General features: G+C 45.7%; 17 protein-coding genes. 7 read left to right on the top strand and 10 right to left on the bottom strand.

The features are described from left to right. Positions 1 to 46 precede the first annotated feature (46 nt). Positions 47 to 1,519 carry a DEAD/DEAH box helicase gene (locus QUA80_RS20495; protein WP_333426934.1) on the top strand — a complete coding sequence of 491 codons (1,473 nt, stop codon included), beginning with the start codon at positions 47 to 49 and terminating at the stop codon, positions 1,517 to 1,519. A 968-nt stretch (positions 1,520 to 2,487) separates the two neighbouring features. On the opposite strand, the gene QUA80_RS20500 is transcribed toward QUA80_RS20495, so the two are convergent. Next, entirely contained in the window at positions 2,488 to 3,048 is a 561-nt protein-coding gene (locus QUA80_RS20500) for a hypothetical protein (protein ID WP_333426935.1), read from the bottom strand. Between the two features lie 393 nt (positions 3,049 to 3,441). Between QUA80_RS20500 and QUA80_RS20505 the strand changes: the two genes are divergently transcribed. The 3 genes from QUA80_RS20505 to QUA80_RS20515 all read left to right on the top strand — a co-directional run bounded on the left by QUA80_RS20505 (position 3,442) and on the right by QUA80_RS20515 (position 6,926). After that, a complete protein-coding gene (locus QUA80_RS20505) occupies positions 3,442 to 4,641 on the top strand; it encodes a Coenzyme F420 hydrogenase/dehydrogenase, beta subunit C-terminal domain (protein WP_333426936.1) in 1,200 nt (399 codons plus the stop codon). 288 nt (positions 4,642 to 4,929) lie between these two features. Next, positions 4,930 to 6,072 (top strand): leucine-rich repeat protein, encoded by a 1,143-nt coding sequence (locus QUA80_RS20510; RefSeq protein ID WP_333426937.1) that lies wholly within the window; start codon positions 4,930 to 4,932, stop codon positions 6,070 to 6,072. Between the two features lie 35 nt (positions 6,073 to 6,107). Next, entirely contained in the window at positions 6,108 to 6,926 is an 819-nt protein-coding gene (locus tag QUA80_RS20515; protein WP_333426938.1) for a leucine-rich repeat domain-containing protein, read from the top strand. Positions 6,927 to 7,045: 119 nt separating this feature from the next. Here the strand turns inward: QUA80_RS20515 and QUA80_RS20520 are convergent, their stop codons facing one another. From QUA80_RS20520 to QUA80_RS20530, 3 genes are all read right to left on the bottom strand, one after another. Further along, a complete protein-coding gene (locus tag QUA80_RS20520) occupies positions 7,046 to 7,417 on the bottom strand; it encodes a DUF2237 domain-containing protein (protein ID WP_333266034.1) in 372 nt (123 codons plus the stop codon). A gap of 61 nt (positions 7,418 to 7,478) precedes the next feature. After that, a complete protein-coding gene (locus QUA80_RS20525; RefSeq protein WP_333426939.1) occupies positions 7,479 to 7,877 on the bottom strand; it encodes a GNAT family N-acetyltransferase in 399 nt (132 codons plus the stop codon). Between the two features lie 183 nt (positions 7,878 to 8,060). Continuing rightward, entirely contained in the window at positions 8,061 to 9,143 is a 1,083-nt protein-coding gene (locus QUA80_RS20530) for an ATP-dependent 6-phosphofructokinase (protein WP_333426940.1), read from the bottom strand. Positions 9,144 to 9,521: 378 nt separating this feature from the next. On the opposite strand from QUA80_RS20530, the gene QUA80_RS20535 reads away from it, so the two are divergent. Continuing rightward, complete coding sequence (locus QUA80_RS20535; protein WP_445302272.1) at positions 9,522 to 10,145, top strand: Vat family streptogramin A O-acetyltransferase; 624 nt, start codon at positions 9,522 to 9,524, stop codon at positions 10,143 to 10,145. Positions 10,146 to 10,379: 234 nt separating this feature from the next. Here the strand turns inward: QUA80_RS20535 and QUA80_RS20540 are convergent, their stop codons facing one another. Beyond that, entirely contained in the window at positions 10,380 to 11,612 is a 1,233-nt protein-coding gene (locus tag QUA80_RS20540) for a methionine gamma-lyase family protein (protein WP_333426942.1), read from the bottom strand. 80 nt (positions 11,613 to 11,692) lie between these two features. Between QUA80_RS20540 and QUA80_RS20545 the strand changes: the two genes are divergently transcribed. Continuing rightward, the gene (locus tag QUA80_RS20545) at positions 11,693 to 12,505 is read left to right on the top strand and encodes an acyl-CoA desaturase (protein ID WP_015177398.1); all 813 of its coding nucleotides are present in this window, start codon (positions 11,693 to 11,695) and stop codon (positions 12,503 to 12,505) included. Between the two features lie 491 nt (positions 12,506 to 12,996). Further along, positions 12,997 to 13,812: a fatty acid desaturase gene (locus tag QUA80_RS20550; protein ID WP_333426943.1), complete on the top strand. Its 816-nt coding sequence runs from the start codon at positions 12,997 to 12,999 to the stop codon at positions 13,810 to 13,812. Positions 13,813 to 13,933: 121 nt separating this feature from the next. On the opposite strand, the gene QUA80_RS20555 is transcribed toward QUA80_RS20550, so the two are convergent. The 5 genes from QUA80_RS20555 to QUA80_RS20575 form a co-directional block, all read right to left on the bottom strand. After that, positions 13,934 to 14,779 carry an ABC transporter permease gene (locus QUA80_RS20555; protein WP_333426944.1) on the bottom strand — a complete coding sequence of 282 codons (846 nt, stop codon included), beginning with the start codon at positions 14,777 to 14,779 and terminating at the stop codon, positions 13,934 to 13,936. Between the two features lie 113 nt (positions 14,780 to 14,892). Further along, positions 14,893 to 15,804: an ABC transporter permease gene (locus tag QUA80_RS20560; protein ID WP_333426945.1), complete on the bottom strand. Its 912-nt coding sequence runs from the start codon at positions 15,802 to 15,804 to the stop codon at positions 14,893 to 14,895. 154 nt (positions 15,805 to 15,958) lie between these two features. Next, on the bottom strand, positions 15,959 to 17,089 hold the full coding sequence (locus tag QUA80_RS20565) for a spermidine/putrescine ABC transporter substrate-binding protein (RefSeq protein WP_333426946.1): 1,131 nt from the start codon (positions 17,087 to 17,089) through the stop codon (positions 15,959 to 15,961). 91 nt (positions 17,090 to 17,180) lie between these two features. After that, complete coding sequence (locus QUA80_RS20570; RefSeq protein WP_333426947.1) at positions 17,181 to 18,314, bottom strand: spermidine/putrescine ABC transporter substrate-binding protein; 1,134 nt, start codon at positions 18,312 to 18,314, stop codon at positions 17,181 to 17,183. 186 nt (positions 18,315 to 18,500) lie between these two features. Continuing rightward, on the bottom strand, positions 18,501 to 19,631 hold the full coding sequence (locus tag QUA80_RS20575; protein WP_333426948.1) for an ABC transporter ATP-binding protein: 1,131 nt from the start codon (positions 19,629 to 19,631) through the stop codon (positions 18,501 to 18,503). Positions 19,632 to 19,874: the final 243 nt, after the last annotated feature.

Genomic DNA, 19,874 nt, shown 5'->3' on the forward strand with positions numbered 1-19,874 from the left:
CGAGTTGGGCAACTTAGAAGGCTAAGACTCGTTATTAGGAGCATTAATGAATTTATTGTTTGAAGGCTTAGGTCTTTCGGAAGAACTCGTTCTCCATCTGGAAACACTAGGCTTTACAGAACCTACTCCCATCCAAGTACAAGCAATTCCGCACCTGTTAGCAGGTCGCGACGTTGTGGGTCAAGCCCAAACAGGGACAGGCAAAACGGCAGCATTCTCGTTGCCCATCTTGGAGCGGATTGAATTAGATGTAACTGCGGTGCAAGCACTGGTGCTGACGCCGACTCGCGAATTGGCGATGCAAGTAACAGAAGCCATCCGCGATTTGAGCGGCATTAGCAACGACGGCCCGGTAAAAGTGGGTCGCTCTCTGCAAGTTCTGACCGTGTACGGGGGTCAATCGATCGATCGTCAAATGCAGCGTTTGAAGCGCGGCGTTCACGTCGTTGTCGGTACACCCGGACGCATATTGGATATGCTCAGCCGCGGCAGCCTGAAACTAGACAAGGTAAAGTGGCTGGTTTTGGATGAAGCTGACGAAATGCTGAGCATGGGCTTTATCCAAGATGTGGAAAAAATCTTGGATGCTGCACCAAAAGAACGTCAAACGGCATTTTTCTCGGCGACGATGGAACCTTCCATTAGGAAATTGGTGGCGCGGCATTTGCGCAACCCAGTCAACGTCACCGTAGAACAGCCAAAAGCAACGCCGAAGCGCATCAGCCAAGGCGTGTACATGGTTCCCCGCGGCTGGTCGAAGGCAAGAGCTCTACAGCCAATTTTAGAAATGGAAGACCCGGAATCTGCACTGATTTTTGTGCGGACTCGGCAGTCGGCTGCAGAACTCACCAGCCAACTGCAAGCAGCAGGTCACAGCGTTGACGAGTATCACGGTAATTTGAATCAGGCACAGCGGGAACGCTTGCTGTCGCGGTTCCGCCAATGTCAGGTGCGCTGGGTAGTGGCGACTGATATTGCCGCGCGGGGTTTGGACGTGGATCACTTGACTCACGTTATTAACTACGATTTGCCCGACAGTGTGGAAAGCTACGTTCACCGGATTGGACGCACGGGCCGGGCTGGTCGGGAAGGAACGGCGATTACGCTGATTCAACCAGTTGATCGCCGCAAACTGCGCTTGATTGAACGCCACGTGCGATCGAGTTTGACGGTGCGAAACATTCCGACACGGGCGCAAATTGAAGCACGTCAGTTGGAAAAGATGCAAGGTAAAGTTCGCGAAGCTTTAGCTGGCGAACGGATGGCATCTTTCTTGCCTCTAGTATCTCAGTTATCCGAGGAGTACGACTCCCACGCGATCGCCGCTGCTGCTTTGCAAATGGCTTTCGACCAAAGCCGTCCTGCTTGGATGGGCGCGGATTACGCTCAACAAGAAGATCCCCCGATTGGTGGAGAAAACATCGTCAAGCCAATCTTGATCAAGAAACGGGCTAAGACTCCTGCGCCGACTACTTCTGTGGCATCTAGCGTTTCTTCTCCCGTTCCTCAGAACAGCTAATTGCTAGGGTGCGCAGTGCGCACCTTATTTTGTAACTTGTAGGGTGCGCACTGCGCACCTTGTTTTTTAATTTGTTTCGTATTAGCATTTACCTGATGCTGAATACTGATAAAGTGGCACTGAACGTGCAGGTTTTATTTTTGTTTTGAGTAACTTATCAATTTTTCTAACTGTCTTTAGTTTGAAAAGCATATCGCCACAGAATGTACAAACCTATGCGGGAACTTTATCAATTACAACGATTTTACCTCGGTATCTAACAGTATGAATGATTTCCCGAGCCTCAGAACTACCTGGATATCCTTGAATACTGCATTTCATTCTAATTGCTCCTTAATTGTGAGAGTTATCCATTGGGGCTGTTTTGGCACATAAACAGCGATCGTAATAATCAGTAGGGTTGGACAGCAGTACAGACAATATGCAAGGGACGAATATCTTGAGAAAACCCCCGAAGCAACAGCAAGCTACCCGCTGATGCTGAGAATAGTTTTCTAACAGTTGACTTCTAAATAATGCTTGAATTACTTAATATAATACTTTAATGTTTTCCTCAAGCACCTCTTGCTGTGCGTAGAAAGTTAAGCGAAGGTTATCCGCAGTGGATTGAGAGCGTATTCGCTCCTTTACTGCCTCTAAATTAGTCGGATAGAACTTGAGATATGGCATGATTCTGAGTCAGGCTTTTATGGGCGGGCTAGAAGAGTTCACCGCACAATAAAATTCATCTGTTGTGGAACAGGCCAGAAATCGTGTTAAGCGAGAATGGTGCAATATCTCAAATTAAACTCACTTACGAAATACACAGATTGCAAGCACTATAATTCTACTATTTTATAATTGGCGATCGCACATTATGAAAAAGCCCTCCAGTAAACTCACCGAAGAGCTAAAAAAACTCATAAATAAGGACTAAAATATTTAGTACAAACTTGTGAACGGGAACTTTTGTACTATTGTCTAATATTTCAGTTTAGCTGCGTGCCGACAATAATCTTTTGCACGCGATCGCCCTTAATTTCCAAAATCAAATTAGAAGCCTTTTGGTCATTGCTGTAAGTCAACCGAGTCACTCCACCCTGAACAGATTGCGACCCATAACCGTAAGTTTTAACAACTTTTTGGCTGTTATCTCCTACCTTCACACCATCAATTGTCACGAACTTGGGCTTGGTAGCAGAAATCAAATAAACTTTTCCCTCCCATGCAGCTACCGTCAATCCTGAGTATGTTAGCGTGCGAATCTTGCCGCCGATGGCTTCCCCAGCAGGTTTAGTTTCGTCGCGCTGCGGTTTTCCCAACTTGCGTTTTGCCTCTTCTACAGGCATCCCCAACCGAACCCCGCCAATCCCTAGGCGGGAATAGTCGATCGCCGCCGGCTTTTGTGTCGCGTTGAACATTCTTTCTAGAACCGCAACAGTTTGATTCATACCCACAACGGGGCGAACTAAAGCAGCAAATCCTAAGCTAGAAATTGCGAGATTGATCGCGATCCCAGCGAGGGCTGTTGTCACAAATATTTTTACCATTTTTTTATAGCTTTATTTGGCAATGTATTCGCGCGATCGCCCGCCAGATCCGGATTGATACTGATAGGACTTACACAAACACTCCTGAACGCACGGCGATCCTCTGAAACCGGATTTTTTTACCAAAACTACACAAAGAAACCCGGTTTATAGCATAAATCTTAGGTTTAACAGTGAGGTATTCAGCAAAAAACGGGGTTAATAGCGCAACCTAGGTAAGTCCTGACTAATATTTTTTAAGCTTTGAAAACCGCCACTTTCGCGCGAACCGAATTTGCTCCCGACAAGCTTGCGTCCGGCTGCAAGGGCTGAGAGAAAGAATAAAGGAGGTAACAACGGAAATTGCTGTGATATCCTAACAAAAGCCATATCTGCATAAAATAAGTAATTTAGATGACCGCAACAGATTCTGCTAAGCACCAAAAATCCAAAGCCCTCAAACCGGGTAGCCGCCGCCCTGCTAAAGAACTTTGCAGCGAGTGCGGTTTGTGCGATACATATTACATCCATTATGTCAAGGAATCTTGTGCTTTCTTAACACAGCATATCGCAGAATTAGAAGCAGAGATTCACGGGCGATCGCGCAATCTCGACAATCCCGACGATTGGTATTTCGGAGTCAGTCAAAACATGATGGCCGCTCGGAAAAAAGAGCCGATCGAGGGCGCTCAGTGGACGGGAATCGTCAGCACAATTGCCATTGAAATGCTCGAAAAAGGAATTGTAGAAGGCGTTGTCTGCGTCCAAAATACCAAAGAAGACCGCTTTCAACCGATGCCGATTATTGCTAGAAATCGCGCCGAAATTCTCGCTGCAAAAGTTAACAAACCAACTCTCTCTCCCAACCTTTCAGTATTAGAGCAAATCGAAAAATCGGGGATGAAGCGGCTGTTAGTAATTGGCGTCGGCTGTCAAATTCAAGCCTTGCGAACAGTCGAGAAAAAGCTCGGTTTAGAAAAGCTCTACGTTTTGGGAACTCCCTGTGTGGATAATGTCAGCCGCGCGGGCTTGCAAAAATTCCTAGATACGACTAGCCGCTCTCCTGAAACAGTCGTGCATTACGAATTTATGCAAGATTTTAACATTCACTTCAAACACGAAGACGGTTCGATCGAAAAAGTGCCGTTTTTTGGATTGAATACTAAGGAATTGAAAGATGTTTTTGCTCCTTCTTGTTTGAGCTGTTTTGATTATGTCAACTCTTTAGCAGATTTAGTTGTCGGCTACATGGGTGCTCCTTTTGGCTGGCAGTGGATTGTAGTGCGAAATGACACCGGGCAAGAGATGTTAGATTTGGTAACGGATCAGTTAAATACTCAGCCCGTAATGTCTAAGGGAAACCGAAAAGAAGCGGTTCAGCAAAGCATTCCGGCTTATGAAAAAGGAGTGACATTGCCGATGTGGGCGGCGAAGTTAATGGGAGTTTTTATTGAGAGGATTGGGCCGAAGGGTTTGGAATATGCTCGGTTTTCGATTGATTCTCATTTCACTCGCAATTATCTGTACGTGAAGCGGAATTATCCGGAGAAATTAGAGGCTCATGTGCCGGAATATGCTAAGCGGATTGTGGGGCAGTATAAGTTGCCTGAGTGAGGTAATTCAGAGAGTTTTTAATAGATGTTTTGCAGGTATCCGCTCAATAATCCGGGGTAAATCGCTCAACGATGCACCTCAAATGACGCAAAATCGTTCCTGAGTGGGTAGTCCGCCCCGAATTATTGAGCGGATACTTTTGCAGGAACATGGTATTGCCCTCTTTCCTTCAGTCCGGCAGGGGTTTAAACCCCTGCCTCAAAGCTTAAGTTATTTGAAAAGGACTGAATCAATTATTAGCTTTGTTTGTGCAAGATGGCTTTAACTCTCAATTAGATATATAAGATTATGACACTTATAGTGGCACAGAAGTATATCAATTTACCAAAGTCTATCGCACTTACTTGTTGTGTACTTCTAGGATTATCTGGAAATGGAGGGTCGGCGAAAGCAGCAGAAGTGCGATCGGGAAACAAAACATTTGCTGAATGGTGTCGCGAAAAAGATTCTTTGAGTCCAGAAGCTAAACATACTGTTGATATGCTGTTAAAAATAGCAGGAACTACTGAGTGCGATGAGGGCGATCGCCAACTTTCTAGTATCACAGGAATTAGCTTTACGAAGCAAGGAATCAGCGACCTCAAACCGCTAGCATCCTTAACTAACCTGAAGGTTCTCCGGCTCATCAACTGTTCTATCAGCGACATCAAACCGCTAGCATCCTTGACTAACCTGACCGATCTCAACCTCAGCAGCAATCAGATCGTTGACATCAAACCGCTAGCATCCTTGGTTAACCTGAAAGTGCTCAACATCGGGAACAATCAGATCCGCGACATCAAACCACTAGCATCCTTGACTAACCTGACTGAAATCGTCCTCATCGAAAATCAGATCGATGACATCAAACCGCTAGCATCCTTGACTAACCTGAAAGGGCTTTTCCTCCGCAGCAATCAGATTGACGACATCAAGCCACTAGCATTTTTGACTAACCTGGCTGGGATCGATCTCGCTGGCAATCAAATTAGTGACATCAAACCGCTAGCATCTTTGATGAAACTGACTTTTCTCGACCTCAGCAGCAATCAGATTAGTGACATCAAATCACTAGCATCCTTGAGTAACCTGGAAGGGATTAACCTCAGCAGCAATCAAATCGGTGATATCAAACCGCTAGCATCCTTGACTAACCTGGAAGGGCTATCACTTAACAAGAATGAGATCGCTGACCTTAAACCGCTAGTATTCTTGACTAAACTGGAGATTCTCTGGCTCAACAACAATCAAATCGTTGATATCAAACCGCTAGCATCCTTGACTAAGCTGACTTTGCTCTCACTCGAAAACAATCAAATCGGCGACATCAAACCGCTAGCATCTTTCACTAAACTGACTGAACTCTACCTCAGCGGCAATCCGATCGATCCCAAAACTTGCCCTCTCAAACCAGAGTCTATCTGTAAGTGGGAACCACTAGCTAAACCATAAAACTTTACCGTTTAGGAAATTAGAGGTACAAGATTATGACACTCATAGTTGCACACAAACACATGAAGTTACCAAAGTCGATCGCACTTACTTGTTGTGTGCTTCTAGCATTATCTGAAAATGGACTGTCTGCGAAGGCTGCAGAAACGCGATCGGGAAACACTAGACGAACATTTGCGGATTGGTGTCGCCAAAAAGCTGATTTGAGTCCTGAAGCTAAACATACTGTTGAGGTACTTTTGGAGAAAGCTGAAACTACTGAGTGCGATGCGGCCGATCGGAAACTTTCGAGTTTCACCGCACTCTTCCTCATTGACGCTCAAATCAGCGAGATTAAACCATTACAATCCTTGACTAACCTGATTACACTCCACATTAGTAACAATCAAATCAGTGACCTCAAACCGCTAGCATCTTTGCCTAACCTGATTAAACTCTCCGTCGGCAACAATCTTGTGGGCGACATCAAACCCCTAGCATCCTTGACTAACCTGACTACTCTCCAACTCAACAACAATCTTGTGGGCGACATCAAACCGCTGGCATCTTTGACTAACCTGACTTGGTTAGACCTCAGCAACAATCAAATTAGTGACATCAAACTGCTAGCATCCTTGACTAAACTGACTTGGTTAGACCTCAACAATAATAAAATCAGCGACATCCAACCATTGCTATCTTTGACTAAACTGGCTGCAATCGATCTGGAAAACAATCAAATCAATGACATCAAACCATTGCAATCCTTAACTAACCTGACTTGGTTACAACTCAGCGGAAATCCGATCGCCCCTAAAACTTGCCCTCTCAAACCAGAGTCTATCTGTAAGTGGGAAGCACCAACTAAACCATAAAACTTTACAGTGACGCCCGATCTCACTTAAATATTTGAGTTACGAAGGATAAATTTACTATTTATAAGAAAAACACGATCGCCCTTATTGACTAAAAGCGATCGCACACCAACATCCTCCTACAAATCAGCAGCGTGCTGCTTCAGTTCATCCAAAGAAACGTATTCCAAAGTCAAGGCGTGAGTTGCCGCCAAAACCACAGGTGGCGCACATCCAGCATCCATTGCTTCCTTCCAGCGAGAAGCGCACAAACACCAGCAATCCCCAGGTTTCAAACCGGGAAAGTTAAATTCGGGAACGGGAGTGCTCAGATCGTTTCCATTCGATTTAGTGAATTGCAAAAACTCTTCTGTCAGTTGAGCGCAAACAGTGTGAACCCCAAAGTCGCCACCACCTGTATTGCATTTGCCGTCCCGATAATACCCCGTCATGGGCGACGTGCAGCAAGTCTCTAATTTTCCGCCCAGAACATTTGTAGCCTCTGTCACGATCGCAACTCCTCTGCAAAAATCTTTGATTTAATTTTACATCTTAGTTTTACCAAAAAAGTTTTTATATCAATTTTTCCATTGCAAAATTAATAAATCTTTGTCCTCTTCGTTCTACTTCTTGTTTTTTAACCACAATAAATCCTTTACTTTCAAAGAATGGTTTAGCTGTAATACTGGCTTCTGTAAATAGTTTTTTAATGCCTAAGTTTCTGGCTTTTGAAGTAATCTGTGCTAAAATTTGCGTGCCAACTCCTTGTCTTTGAAAATCTTGATGACAGTAAAAGCGATCGATATGACCGTTGGCTTCCAGTTCCCCAAAACCTGCTATTTTCTCGCCCTCTTCTGCTACGAAGGTAAATTTACTGCTTAAACTTTTAGTCCAACTTTCGATATCCATATCTGCTGGTGCCCAAGCATCTACTTGTGCTTTTGTGTAATCCCGAATATTTACTTCGTGCACCGTGTCGTAAAACAATTTTATGATTTTTTGGGTATCGCAAATTTGGTAGGTTCGTACTATCATAAATTCTTCCTATTTATAGGATAAATTATTGAAGACAATCACCCTCTCTAGTAGTAAGGTGCGGAGTGTGCACCCTACAGATAGAGAAAAAATTGCTGCCTTGCGCAAGTCCTAAATTTTCTAGTCTCCCAGACAAATTCCCAAACCGCGAGCTGTTTTTACTAGAGTAGAATAGGGTTCTACAGCTCTGTATTTGGAGATAGCATCTTCTAAAGGAACGCTCATAACTTCCCGCTGCTGCCAAGTTACCATGCGATCGTATTTCTCCTCAGCAATTAAATCAACCGCGGCTATGCCAAAAGCCGAAGCAATCAATCTTTCTAGCGGCGAAGGTGTACCCCCACGCTGAATGTGTCCCAAAACAGTAACCCGCGTTTCTGCGCCGCTACAGTCAGAAATTGTATCAGCTAAATACTGACCGATTCCCCCCAACCGACTTTGACCTAATCGATTTGTGTGCATCAATAATTCGCCTTCTTCAGTGCGAACTGCCTCCGCTACTACAATTAAACAGTAGTTTTTGCCCTGTTCTTGACGTTCTCGGATTTTTTCGCAGATTTGGGAAATTTTGTAAGGAATTTCCGGAATCAGAATTATATCAGCTCCCCCAGCAATTCCGGCACTGATCGCAATATGTCCGGCATCGCGTCCCATGACTTCAAGAATCATGACGCGGCTGTGACTTGCTGCGGTAAAATGCAAGCGGTCGAGTGCTTCTGTGGCAATATTGACAGCAGTGTCAAAACCGATGGAACGCTCGGTAATTCCAACATCATTATCAATAGTTTTAGGAATAGCAACTAAGTTTAAATTGCCTTGTTTAGCAAGCTTTCGGAGAATCGCAAGACTGCCGTCGCCACCAATGCCAATTAAGGCATCAATACCTAATAGATGATAGCCTTCGATAATTTCATCCGAACGATCGAGCAATGTCCCATCCGACATCGGAAAAGCAAAAGGATTTCCCTCGTTTGTCGTGCCTAACATGGTGCCGCCAATAGTCAGCCAAGGGTCTACTTTTTCAATATCTAAGGGGATGCCTTGAGGAGGGCGACTCATCAATCCTTTGGTGGCTTGACGAATTCCCAAAACCTTCCAATTGTAAGTTCCGACTGCGCGGTGCACGACGGCTCGAATCACTGCATTTAAACCCGCACAGTCACCCCCGCTGGTGAGGATGCCGATGCACTTGTGTTTTCCCATAATTGTTGTCAGACTTTTTTTGGAACTCTGATTGTAAAATCTCTGGTATTAGTTATTAAAAGATTTCAGAATTTCGATAGAATTGGAAATTATTGGAGAGCGATCGCACTCTCAATGCCTCACGGTGCGATCGCTCTCCAATAATTTCTCGCTCTCCACTTGACAAACTCTACTCCTCTATGTTAATGAAGCAGCAGCCAACCTAACTCGAACAGTCCTGGACGCAAAAACCCGGTTGATTCATGTAATTTGGTCGTATACCCTCGATCGCGACAACGAGAAACCGGGTTTTTTGGGGAAGCGTGCGTCCAGGACTGTCGAATTAACAGTACATAAATCCAGCAGCTTAACGAATAAGGATTGAAACTTATGACAGAAATGGGGCCAGATCCCAACCGACCTTATCCGATCGCAGACCAACCGCGCGTATGCTTCATCAAAAATTTGATTAAATCCCCCAACATTATCGTCGGCGATTACTCATATTACGACGATCCAATAGATCCAGAAAACTTTGAAAAAAATGTACTTTATAATTACGGAAACGAGCGATTAATTATTGGCAAATTTTGTGCGATCGCCACCAACGTCAAATTCATCATGAACGGTGCCAATCACAAACTCGACGGCATTTCAACTTACCCTTTTCCGGTTTTTGGGAATGGTTGGGAAACAGCGATGAATTTATTAATCGAACTGCCAAGTAAAGGCGATACCGTCATTGGCAATGATGTTTGGATCGGCTATGAATCCCTGATTATGCCGGGAGTCAAAATCGGCGACGGTGCAATCATTGCTGCCAAATCCGTGGTAGTAAAAGACATTCCTGCTTACACCGTTGTCGGTGGAAACCCCGCACATCCAATCAAACAGCGTTTTAGCGATGTTGAAGTGGCACAGCTATTAGAAATTCGGTGGTGGGATTGGGAAATTGATAAGATTTCGCGCAATATCAGAATAATTATGGAAAGCGATATTCAAGCACTCAGCATTGCTGAGTGAATTTGGCTGATGAGGTCAATTTTTTAACTTTAGCATAATTTGCCTAAATTGAAAAAGCTTATTGGGGAAATGCTACGCTGCTCGGCTTTATTTTCGGCTTCGGAACAATCATCGGATTTATTTTAGGTTTGATGATTATTGAGCCAAATTGTTTGTAGTAAGGACTTTAGTCCTGATTGACTATCAGCCACAGAGAAGACAGAAGTCCTCACTACAAGCTTACTCACTACAAGCTTACTTAGCAGGGCCCACAGCCTCGATCGCAGCCTCAAGGGCGATCGATACATGAGTCCAATGAGTCCCCCCCTGACAAAAAGCCACGTAAGGCTTCCGGAGAGGCCCGTCAGCCGAAAACTCCGACGTACTCCCATCAATAAAAGTACCCCCAGCCATCACCAACTGACTCTCGTACCCCGGCATCGGAGCCGGCACCGGATCTAAATACGAACCCACGGGGGAATTTTGCTGAACCGCCCTACAAAAAGCAATTAATTTATCAGGAGAACCGAATTCGATCGCCTGAATCACATCCCGTCTTTTAGCCAAAGGAATTGGATTCACCCGATAACCCAACTTATAAAAAACATAAGCAGTCAAATGATTTCCCTTCATCGCCTCCCCCACACAACCGGGAGCCATAAACAAACCCTGAAACAGCAACCGATTCAAATCAAAAGTTGCGCCGCCGCTGCTGCCGATTCCCGGCGCCGTCAAGCGACAAGTTGCCGCCTCCACCAAATCAGCCCTCCCAGCGACGTAGCCTCCAGCAGGGACGATCGTACCCCCCGGATTTTTGATTAAAGAACCAGCCATCAGATCCGCACCCACAGCAGTAGGTTCGCAATCATCGACAAACTCCCCGTAACAATTATCGACAAAGCAAATTGTGCTAGGATTCTGATGTTTGACTATGGCGACGATTTTTTCAATCTCACAAATAGACAAACTCGACCGCCAAGAATAGCCGCAAGAGCGCTGGATAAAAACCAGGCGAGTCTTTGCTGTAATAGTACAGCTCAACCCCTGCCAGTCCACACTTCCTTCGCGAGTTAGAGGCAACTCACGGTAACTAATACCAAACTCAACAAGTGAACCTTGACCTTGCCCGCGCAAGCCGATCACTTCTTCTAAAGTATCGTAGGGAGAACCAGCCACTGCCAACATTTCGTCACCAGGACGCAGGATGCCAAAAAGAGCACAGGCGATCGCGTGAGTACCCGAAACAAACTGTACCCGGACAGCAGCCGCCTCTGCCCCTACCACTTCGGCAAACACCCCGTCTAAAGTCTCCCGACCCAAATCGTCGTGGCCGTAACCCGTAACCCCTGCAAAATGGTGGACTCCAACCCGGTGGCTGCGAAAAGCTTTTAAGACTCGTTGAAGATTTTGCTTGACTGTCGCGTCAATACCAGAAAAAATCTGAAAGAGTGCCTGTTCTGCTTCCTGTAGCCGTGAAACGCTATTCATCTATACCTCGCTCACCATTTGCGTGCGCGCTGTTCATTATGGCGTAGATGCGGCCCCTAGTTTGTAAACATAATATATTCATGACGATTGCAACTTCCAAAAAAACTTCCCCTGATTGGCCTGTCATAGGCTTTATGGCCTTTCTGCACATCGGTGCTTTATTTGCTTTGCTGCCGGGTAATTTTAGCTGGTCTGCGGTCGGGCTAGCAGTATTCCTGCATTGGGTAACAGGTGGTTTAGGAATTACTCTCGGATTTCACCGCCTAGTCACCCACCGCAGTTTTCAAACACCGAAATGGCTAGAGTATTTTCTAGTTATTTGCGGTACCCTTTCCTGTGAAGGCGGCCCGATCGACTGGGTAGGAATGCACCGGTTACACCACATACATTCCGACACCGAAACCGATCCCCACGATTCCAATCAAGGCTTCTGGTGGAGCCACATGGGCTGGATGCTCTCGGATCTCCCCATCAGAGTTGAAATCCCCCGCTTTACTAAAGACATCGGCGACGACCCAGTATACAAGTTTCTCCAAGCATATTTTATCCCCATCCAAGTTGTCTTCGGTGTGTTGCTTTATTTATTAGGCGGCTGGTCTTTCGTGGTTTGGGGCGTGTTTATGCGGATCGTGGTGGTATTCCACTGCACTTGGTTGGTTAACAGTGCTACCCACAAATTTGGCTACCGCACCTACGAGTCGGGCGACCGTTCGACGAACTGCTGGTGGGTTGCCCTGCTCACCTACGGCGAAGGCTGGCACAACAACCACCACGCCTTTCAATACTCGGCTCGCCACGGTCTCCAATGGTGGGAAATCGACTTCACCTGGATGACCATTCAACTGCTGCAATCCCTGGGTTTGGCAACCAAAGTGAAATTAGCAGAAAAATAGCGATCGGCAATTAGTCATAGGTTGTCAGTCATCAGTTCTGGACTAATGGCTCGTGACCAATGGCTAATCCTGTTTTTTTCGATCGGGTACAGGTTGGGTTGAAGTAAGCTCGGATCCTCTGGTGCGATCGACCCAACCACAACCAGAATCAGTTATAATAGAGTTGGGAACAAAAAATTTTGTTTGGCAGCCAAATTTTTTATTTTCAAAATACAACGGTAAATCTTTTTCAATCCTAATCCAAAATCTATCAATACTTCGGACAGTTTTTGATTGCCAACCGTAGAATAAGGGTTTCAAGGCTCCAAGGCAAGTTCGCTACCAAGGTAAAATCGAGGGTTTCAGCCTAAGAACTAAAAACAGTCCGGACTATTGATCTATCATTCATTATTTATTAGTTTGGGCAAGTGTTCAACAAGACAGTTCACTAACTCAATCCAAACTTTTATGGGTGAATTCAGCTCCGCATCTCATCAGAAATCAAAAATAGAATGACAATTGCAACGCAAAACAAACTCCAATACAATTGGGTCCACATTATTAGTTTAGCAGGACTTCACGTCGGCGCTTTGTTCGCCCTGCTTCCGAGTAACTTCAATTGGACAGCAGTTGGTTTAACTGTATTCATGCACTGGGTAACAGGCGGTTTGGGAATAACTCTCGGATGGCATCGACTGCTCACCCACCGCAGTTTTCAGACACCAAAATTCGTAGAATATTTCCTAGCTTTTTGCGGAGCACTTGCCTGTCAAGGAGGAATAATTCATTGGGTCGGCCTGCACCGCTTGCACCACACCCACTCCGACCACAGCCCGCTCGATCCTCACAATGCCGATCGGGGTTTTTGGTGGAGTCACATCGGCTGGATGTTTTACAAAGGCCCCGCTCACGATGAAATTTCTCGCTGCACAAAAGACATTTCTAGCGACCCCTTTTACCAGTTTTTGCAAAACTACTTTCTCCCCCTTCAAATTGCATTTGGCGTTTTGCTCTACTTAGCAGCAGGCTGGCCTTTTGTAGTTTGGGTAATTTTTGTCCGCTTAGTTGCGGTATATCACTGCACTTGGTTTGTTAACAGCGCCACTCACAAATTTGGCTACCGCACTTACGCAACCGAAGATAGTTCTACTAACTGTTGGTGGGTTGCAGTTTTGACTTACGGCGAAGGCTGGCACAACAACCACCACGCTTTTCAATACTCTGCCCGTCACGGCATGAAATGGTGGGAAATTGACTTCACTTGGATGACAATTCAAATTTTGGAAGCACTAGGTTTGGCTACTAAGGTAAAATTACCAGCAAAATAGCCGCAGTTCAGTCCTAGACTCAAAACCTCTGTAGGATCGATCGCGACCTTACCGCTTCAGAAACCCGGTTTCTTATCAAAGAAACCGGGTTTTTTGATTGCAAATAACCAATGACCAATGACTAATGAGCCCGTTTTTGCTCGCCCCGACCGCGCAAATATTCCGCTAAAAATGCCAATCCTCCCGAACCTACTATTAACAGCACGCTCAGAGCATTAATATCAGGTTTTACCCCAGTCCGAATCCGGCTAAAAATTTCCATTGGCAGAGTTGTAGTCCCGCTACCTGCGGTAAAACTCGCAATCAAAAAATCGTCCATGCTGAGGACAAAAGACAACAGACAACCCGAAACAATTCCGGGTATTAATTGAGGGAGCAAAACCTGAATAAAAGCTTCAATAGGCGTTGCCCCCAAATCCAAGGCAGCCTCTTCTAAATAGGGGTTTAAATCTGCCAATCTAGTAGAAACAGCTAGGGCGATGTAAGCCAGACAAAACACAATGTGAGCGGCGACAATTGTCCACAAACTCAGAGGAATAGCCAGCGCCGCTAAAAATACGAGAGTAGCAACTGCGGTCGCAATATCTGGAATAATAATCGGCAAGTAGGAAACTCCCTGATATAAACTCTTGCCAGGAAAGCGGTAGCGGGCTAAACCAACTGCCATCAAAGTGCCGAGTACGGCCGAGATTGCAACTGCACAAACTGCCACTGTTAAACTGTTTCTCAGGGCAACTAAAATCCGCGTATCGCTAAATAATTTAACGTACCAATCTAAAGTAAATCCTTCCCAGCCGGCGCTAAAACGCGATTTGTTAAAGCTGTAAAATGTGAGTACCAGGATGGGCAGGTACATATAAAAAAACATCAAAACGGCAAATATCACCTGCCAAGAAACCTTAAATTTAGGTTTTAAGTACATATCGGCTTGTATTTCCTCCTGTGGATTGTCGGCAGTATTTTCCATGTCTCGCTAATGGGAAATTGGTAATTGGTAGTTGGTAATTTATGGGGAATTAGGAATTGGTAATCGGAAAAACTAAAATTGTTTTCTTTCTTATTCCATCTTCCTTCAACATCCTAAATTGCATTACGATCGCCATATTTAAGCAAAAGGGCAATTCCGATACTCACTGCAAAAATCAATACCATACTCAGAGCCGAACCCAGCCCCCAATTTTGAGTCGCCCCCAAAAACTGATTGTAAATCAAACGAGCAGCCGTCATGCTCGAAGCTCCACCGAGTAACTCCGGATCGACAAAATCGCCCAAACAGCTAATAAATACTAGCAAAGAACCCGCAGCAATTCCCGGCATCGTCTGAGGTACTGTCACTTTCCAGAAAGTTTCCACTGGATTCGCGCCCAAATCCTGAGATGCTTCTAGCAACCTGCGGTCTAACTTTTCCAAAGAAGCGTAGAGAATGGTCACGATATAAGGCAAATAACTGTAAGCCATGCCGATTAAAACTGCGGAACTTTGATTGAGCAATTCCAGAGGAGGAATGCCTACAAGTGCCAGCAGCGAGTTGAGAACCCCCGTAGGACGCAGAATTGTAATCCAAGCATACGATCGCAACAGCGAAGAAGTCCACAGCGGCAACACAAAACCTAACAAAGTTAAATTACGCCACTTTTTCGAGACATTGAGGGCGATCCAGTAAGCGACGGGAAATCCCAGCAGCAAACACAGAATAGTAGTCCCCGTTGCGAAAAAGAGCGATCGACCCATTACCTGCAAATTCAGCGGCTCAAACACTCGCAGGTAATTGCCGATTCCCGAAGGATTCACCAAATCTCCTGGCTTAATATTGGGCACCAAACTCAGCTCAAAAATTACCAGAGTTGGTATTACTAATAATAGAGCCAGCAACAAGCCAGAAGGGCCGAGCAATGCCAGGGGTCCAGCCCACGACGACCACGGGGGAACAGTTTCAGGCTTCAGGGAAGGATTGGGAGGAATAGGAGGGGGAGTTTTGGTAGAAACAGCCATAAATCAATTTTTTTGAGTTTTTAACCGCTGATGAATGCGGATTAACGCGGATCTAATACGGATAGAGTGGGGGAGCGGCTGTGGGGTGGCGAGTTGGTGGAAATATTGGATTATAATGAGATATTGCGTGTAAAACCCGCCCTACGTTTGATGATTAGCCGCTGGTTAATTGAGTCCAATAGCGATCGTACACTTCCATAAATTTCCCTACCGGAGCCACACCTTCGCAATTTTTCAAAACAGCTTCTGAAGGGAAAAGAATCTCGTTGGCGCGGATTTCCGGCGTCAGCAAATTAAAAGCATCTTCCGAAGGAGTTGAAAAACTGAGCCGTTCTACCAAAGAAGCTGCGACATCCGCTTGCAGCATAAAGTTAATCCATTTATAAGCTGCCTCGGGATTGGGAGCGCCTTTAGGAATTACTAAAGTGTCCGTCCACAGAGAAGAACCGCTTTTGGGGACGACATACTTCAATTTATCGTTATCTGAAATTACTTCATTAGCATCAGAAGAATAACACATAGCTACTTTCAAATCCCCCGTCAGCATTTGCGGCCGCCAAGCATCAGTAGTAAAAGATGCGATCGCCGGTTTGAGTTCCACCAACTTTTCGTAAGCTTGTTTCACTTGCTCTTGGTTCGTCGAATTGAGAGAATAGCCCAGCATCCGCAGCGCAGCGCCCATGACTTCTCGGACATCACTGGCTAGGGTCATTCGCCTTGCTAACTCCTGTTTGTGTTCCCACAAATAACTCCAATCTTCGGGAGCTTTTTTGAGCTGTTCGCTGTTGTAAATCAATCCTGTTGTCCCCCAACTCAAAGGCACGCTGTAGCGATTTCCTGGGTCATATACAGGGTTTTGGAACTGTTTTTTGAGCCGATCGAGTCCGCCCAAAATCGAGTGGTCTAATTCGGTCAACAGTTCCAGTTCCTTCATCTGAACCACCATGTAGTCAGACGGGTAAATGATGCTGTAGGCGCGGCCCCCACCGGCTTGAACTCTCGCCAGCATCTCTTCGTTGGAACTAAACACGTCTGCCACTACGCGAATGCCTGTTTTTTCGGCAAAGCGATCGAGCAAAGCTTTATCGGTATAGCCTGCCCAAGTATAGATGAAAAGTTGGTCGGCAGCACCTTTAGCAGCAGGAGCAGATTGTACGTCTGCAAGCCGCCAGCCGCAACTCGAAACAGCTAACCCAGAAATTGTCGCCGCCGATTTTTTTAGGAACTGACGGCGTGTAGAATTAGCCGGGAAAATCCTGGAAATTGGTAAGTTAGTCGGAGGCACAGTTCTATTTTGGATTTTAGATTTGGGATTTGGGAATTAGCTGATTTTAGATTTTCAAGCAAACGCAGATCGACGCAGATTAATACTGATGCTATGAGATGCTGGTTAGTTTTGTCCAGTAGCGATCGTAAACATCTGCAAATTTGCCTAGGGGGGCCACGCCTTCGCATTTTTTTAAAGTAGCCTCAGAAGGAAAAATAATTTTGTTTTTGCGAACTTCTGGAGTCAGCAAATAAAAAGCATCTTCTGAAGGAGTTGCAAAACCGAGTCGTTGGACTAGGGAAGCGGCAACATCGGCTTGCAGTAGGAAATTAATCCATTTGTAAGCTGCCTCTGGATTGGGAGCACCTTTAGGAATTACTAAAGTGTCCGTCCACAGAGAAGAACCGCTTTTGGGGACGACATATCGCAATTTGTGGTTGTTTGCAATTACTTCATTGGCATCAGAAGAATAGCACATTGCTACTTTCAAATCCCCCGTCAGCATTTGCGACCGCCAAGCATCAGTAGTAAAAGAAGCGATCGCCGATTTGAGTTCTTCTAATTTTTCATAGGCTTTTTTTACTTGTTGTTTGTTTGTAGAATTGAGAGAATAACCCAGCATCCGCAGCGCAGCGCCCATGACTTCTCTAACGTCGTTTAACAGGGTCATTCGCCTTGCTAACTCTTGTTTGTGTTCCCACAAATAACTCCAATCTTCGGGAGCTTTTTTGAGCTGTTCGCTGTTGTAAATCAATCCTGTTGTCCCCCAACTCAAAGGCACGCTGTAGCGGTTTCCTGGGTCATATACAGGGTTTTGGAACTGTTTTTTGAGCCGATCGAGTCCCCCTAAAATCGAGCGATCTAATTGAGCCAGCAGCCCGAGTTTTTTCATCTGCACCACCATGTAATCGGAGAGGTACATGATGCTGGCCCGGAAACCACCTGCTTGAACTCTCGCCACAAACTCTTCGAGGGAGGTACTAAACACGTCTGCCACTACGCGAATGCCTGTTTTTTCGGCAAAGCGATCGAGCAAAGCTTTATCGGTATAGCCTGCCCAAGTATAGATGAAAAGTTGGTCGGCAGCACCTTTAGCAGCAGGAGCAGATTGTACGTCTGCAAGCCGCCAGCCGCAACTCGAAACAGCTAACCCAGAAATTGTCGCCGCCGATTTTTTTAGGAACTGACGGCGTGTAGAATTAGCCGGGAAAATCCTGGAAATTGGTAAGTTAGTCGGAGGCACAGTTCGATTTTAGATTTTAGATTTTAGATTTTAGATTTTAGATTTGGAGATTGAAGATTGTCGAATTGGTAATCGAGAATTGGGAATTGTCCTATGTTATTTGTTAGGAGAACCAACGACCAACAAATAACCCATGACTAATGACTAATGACTAATGACTGATACCAACTACCAACTGCCAACTGACTAATTCCGATCGGTCAAAGCGAGACAATCATTAGTTCCCCAATAAGCATAAATCGGCGTGTGCGGATCTGGGAAAGAGCCTCCGGTATTTGGCTGGCGCACGGTAATTTTATCGCCCGACGCCAACTCAACCACGTAATGAACGTGCGTGCCCATGTACATAGTATTTTTGAGCCGCCCTTCAAAACAGTTGACCGAAACTTCCGGCTGGTAGAGATTCAAATATACTTTTTCCGGCCGGACGCTGACCACAACAGAGTCGCCTGTGACACCACTCCACATATCCGACTGCTGAACGATTATTTTCAGATTGGCTGAGGTGCGAACTGTGAGAGTCGATCGGTCGATCGATTCTACCGTACCCGCAAACAAATTCGTATCGCCAATAAAATCCGCCACAAAAGCCGTGTGCGGGCACTCATAAATTTCTTCAGGAGAGCCAATTTGATCGATCCTCCCCTCGTGCATCACAGCAATCCGGTCAGACAGACTCATCGCCTCTTCTTGGTCGTGAGTCACCATCACAAAAGTCAAACCGAGTTCTTGATGCAAATTCGACAGTTCCAACTGCATCTGCTTCCGCAACTTCAAATCCAGAGCACCCAGAGGTTCGTCCAGCAGCAGAACCGCCGGTCGATTTACCAGAGCTCTCGCCAAAGCCACCCGCTGCTGCTGGCCGCCCGACATTTGACCGGGAAACCTGTTGGCGAAAGATTCCATTTTCACCAATTGCAAAACTTCCCGTACCCGTTCTTCAATTTCCGCTTTCCCCAGCTTTTTTATTCGCAATCCAAAAGCGATATTGTCCCAGACATTCATGTGTCCGAACAAAGCGTAGCTTTGAAACACAGTATTTACCGGACGGCGGTAAGCTGGAGTGTTGGTCATTGACTGGCCGCGAATCATCAATTCGCCCGCCGAGGGAGTCTCGAACCCAGCGATTAAGCGCAGCGTCGTAGTCTTGCCGCAGCCGCTAGGTCCGAGGATGCTAAAAAATTCTCCTTTGCGGATGTTGAGGTCTACTCCGCGGACTGCGGTTTCGCCGTTAAATACCTTAAATACCTTGCGGAGTTCAACGTCAAACGCTGTATCCGTTGCTGTCGTACCTTGGTTGAGTGCTGTCTGAAACATATTCGCCCTTTCCTGGGGGTAATGCACGCCACTTAAATACAGTTTAAGTTTAGACTTTTTTGTATTTTAGGTGAGGAATGTTGGATGTAACAGGTTTTGGGATTTGTTCTTTAAATTCTATCCCAGAGCGCACCGTTGTCAGCAAGAGGCTTTCGGGTCTGTGAAGCGAGAAAATTCACTTTTGGCTTCACGGGCCCGAAAGCCTGTTTATAAAAGGCTGATTGAGAATGGTGCAACATCTCA

The sequence above is a fragment of the Microcoleus sp. F4-D5 genome, assembly GCF_036704885.1.
Classification (GTDB): domain Bacteria; phylum Cyanobacteriota; class Cyanobacteriia; order Cyanobacteriales; family Microcoleaceae; genus Microcoleus.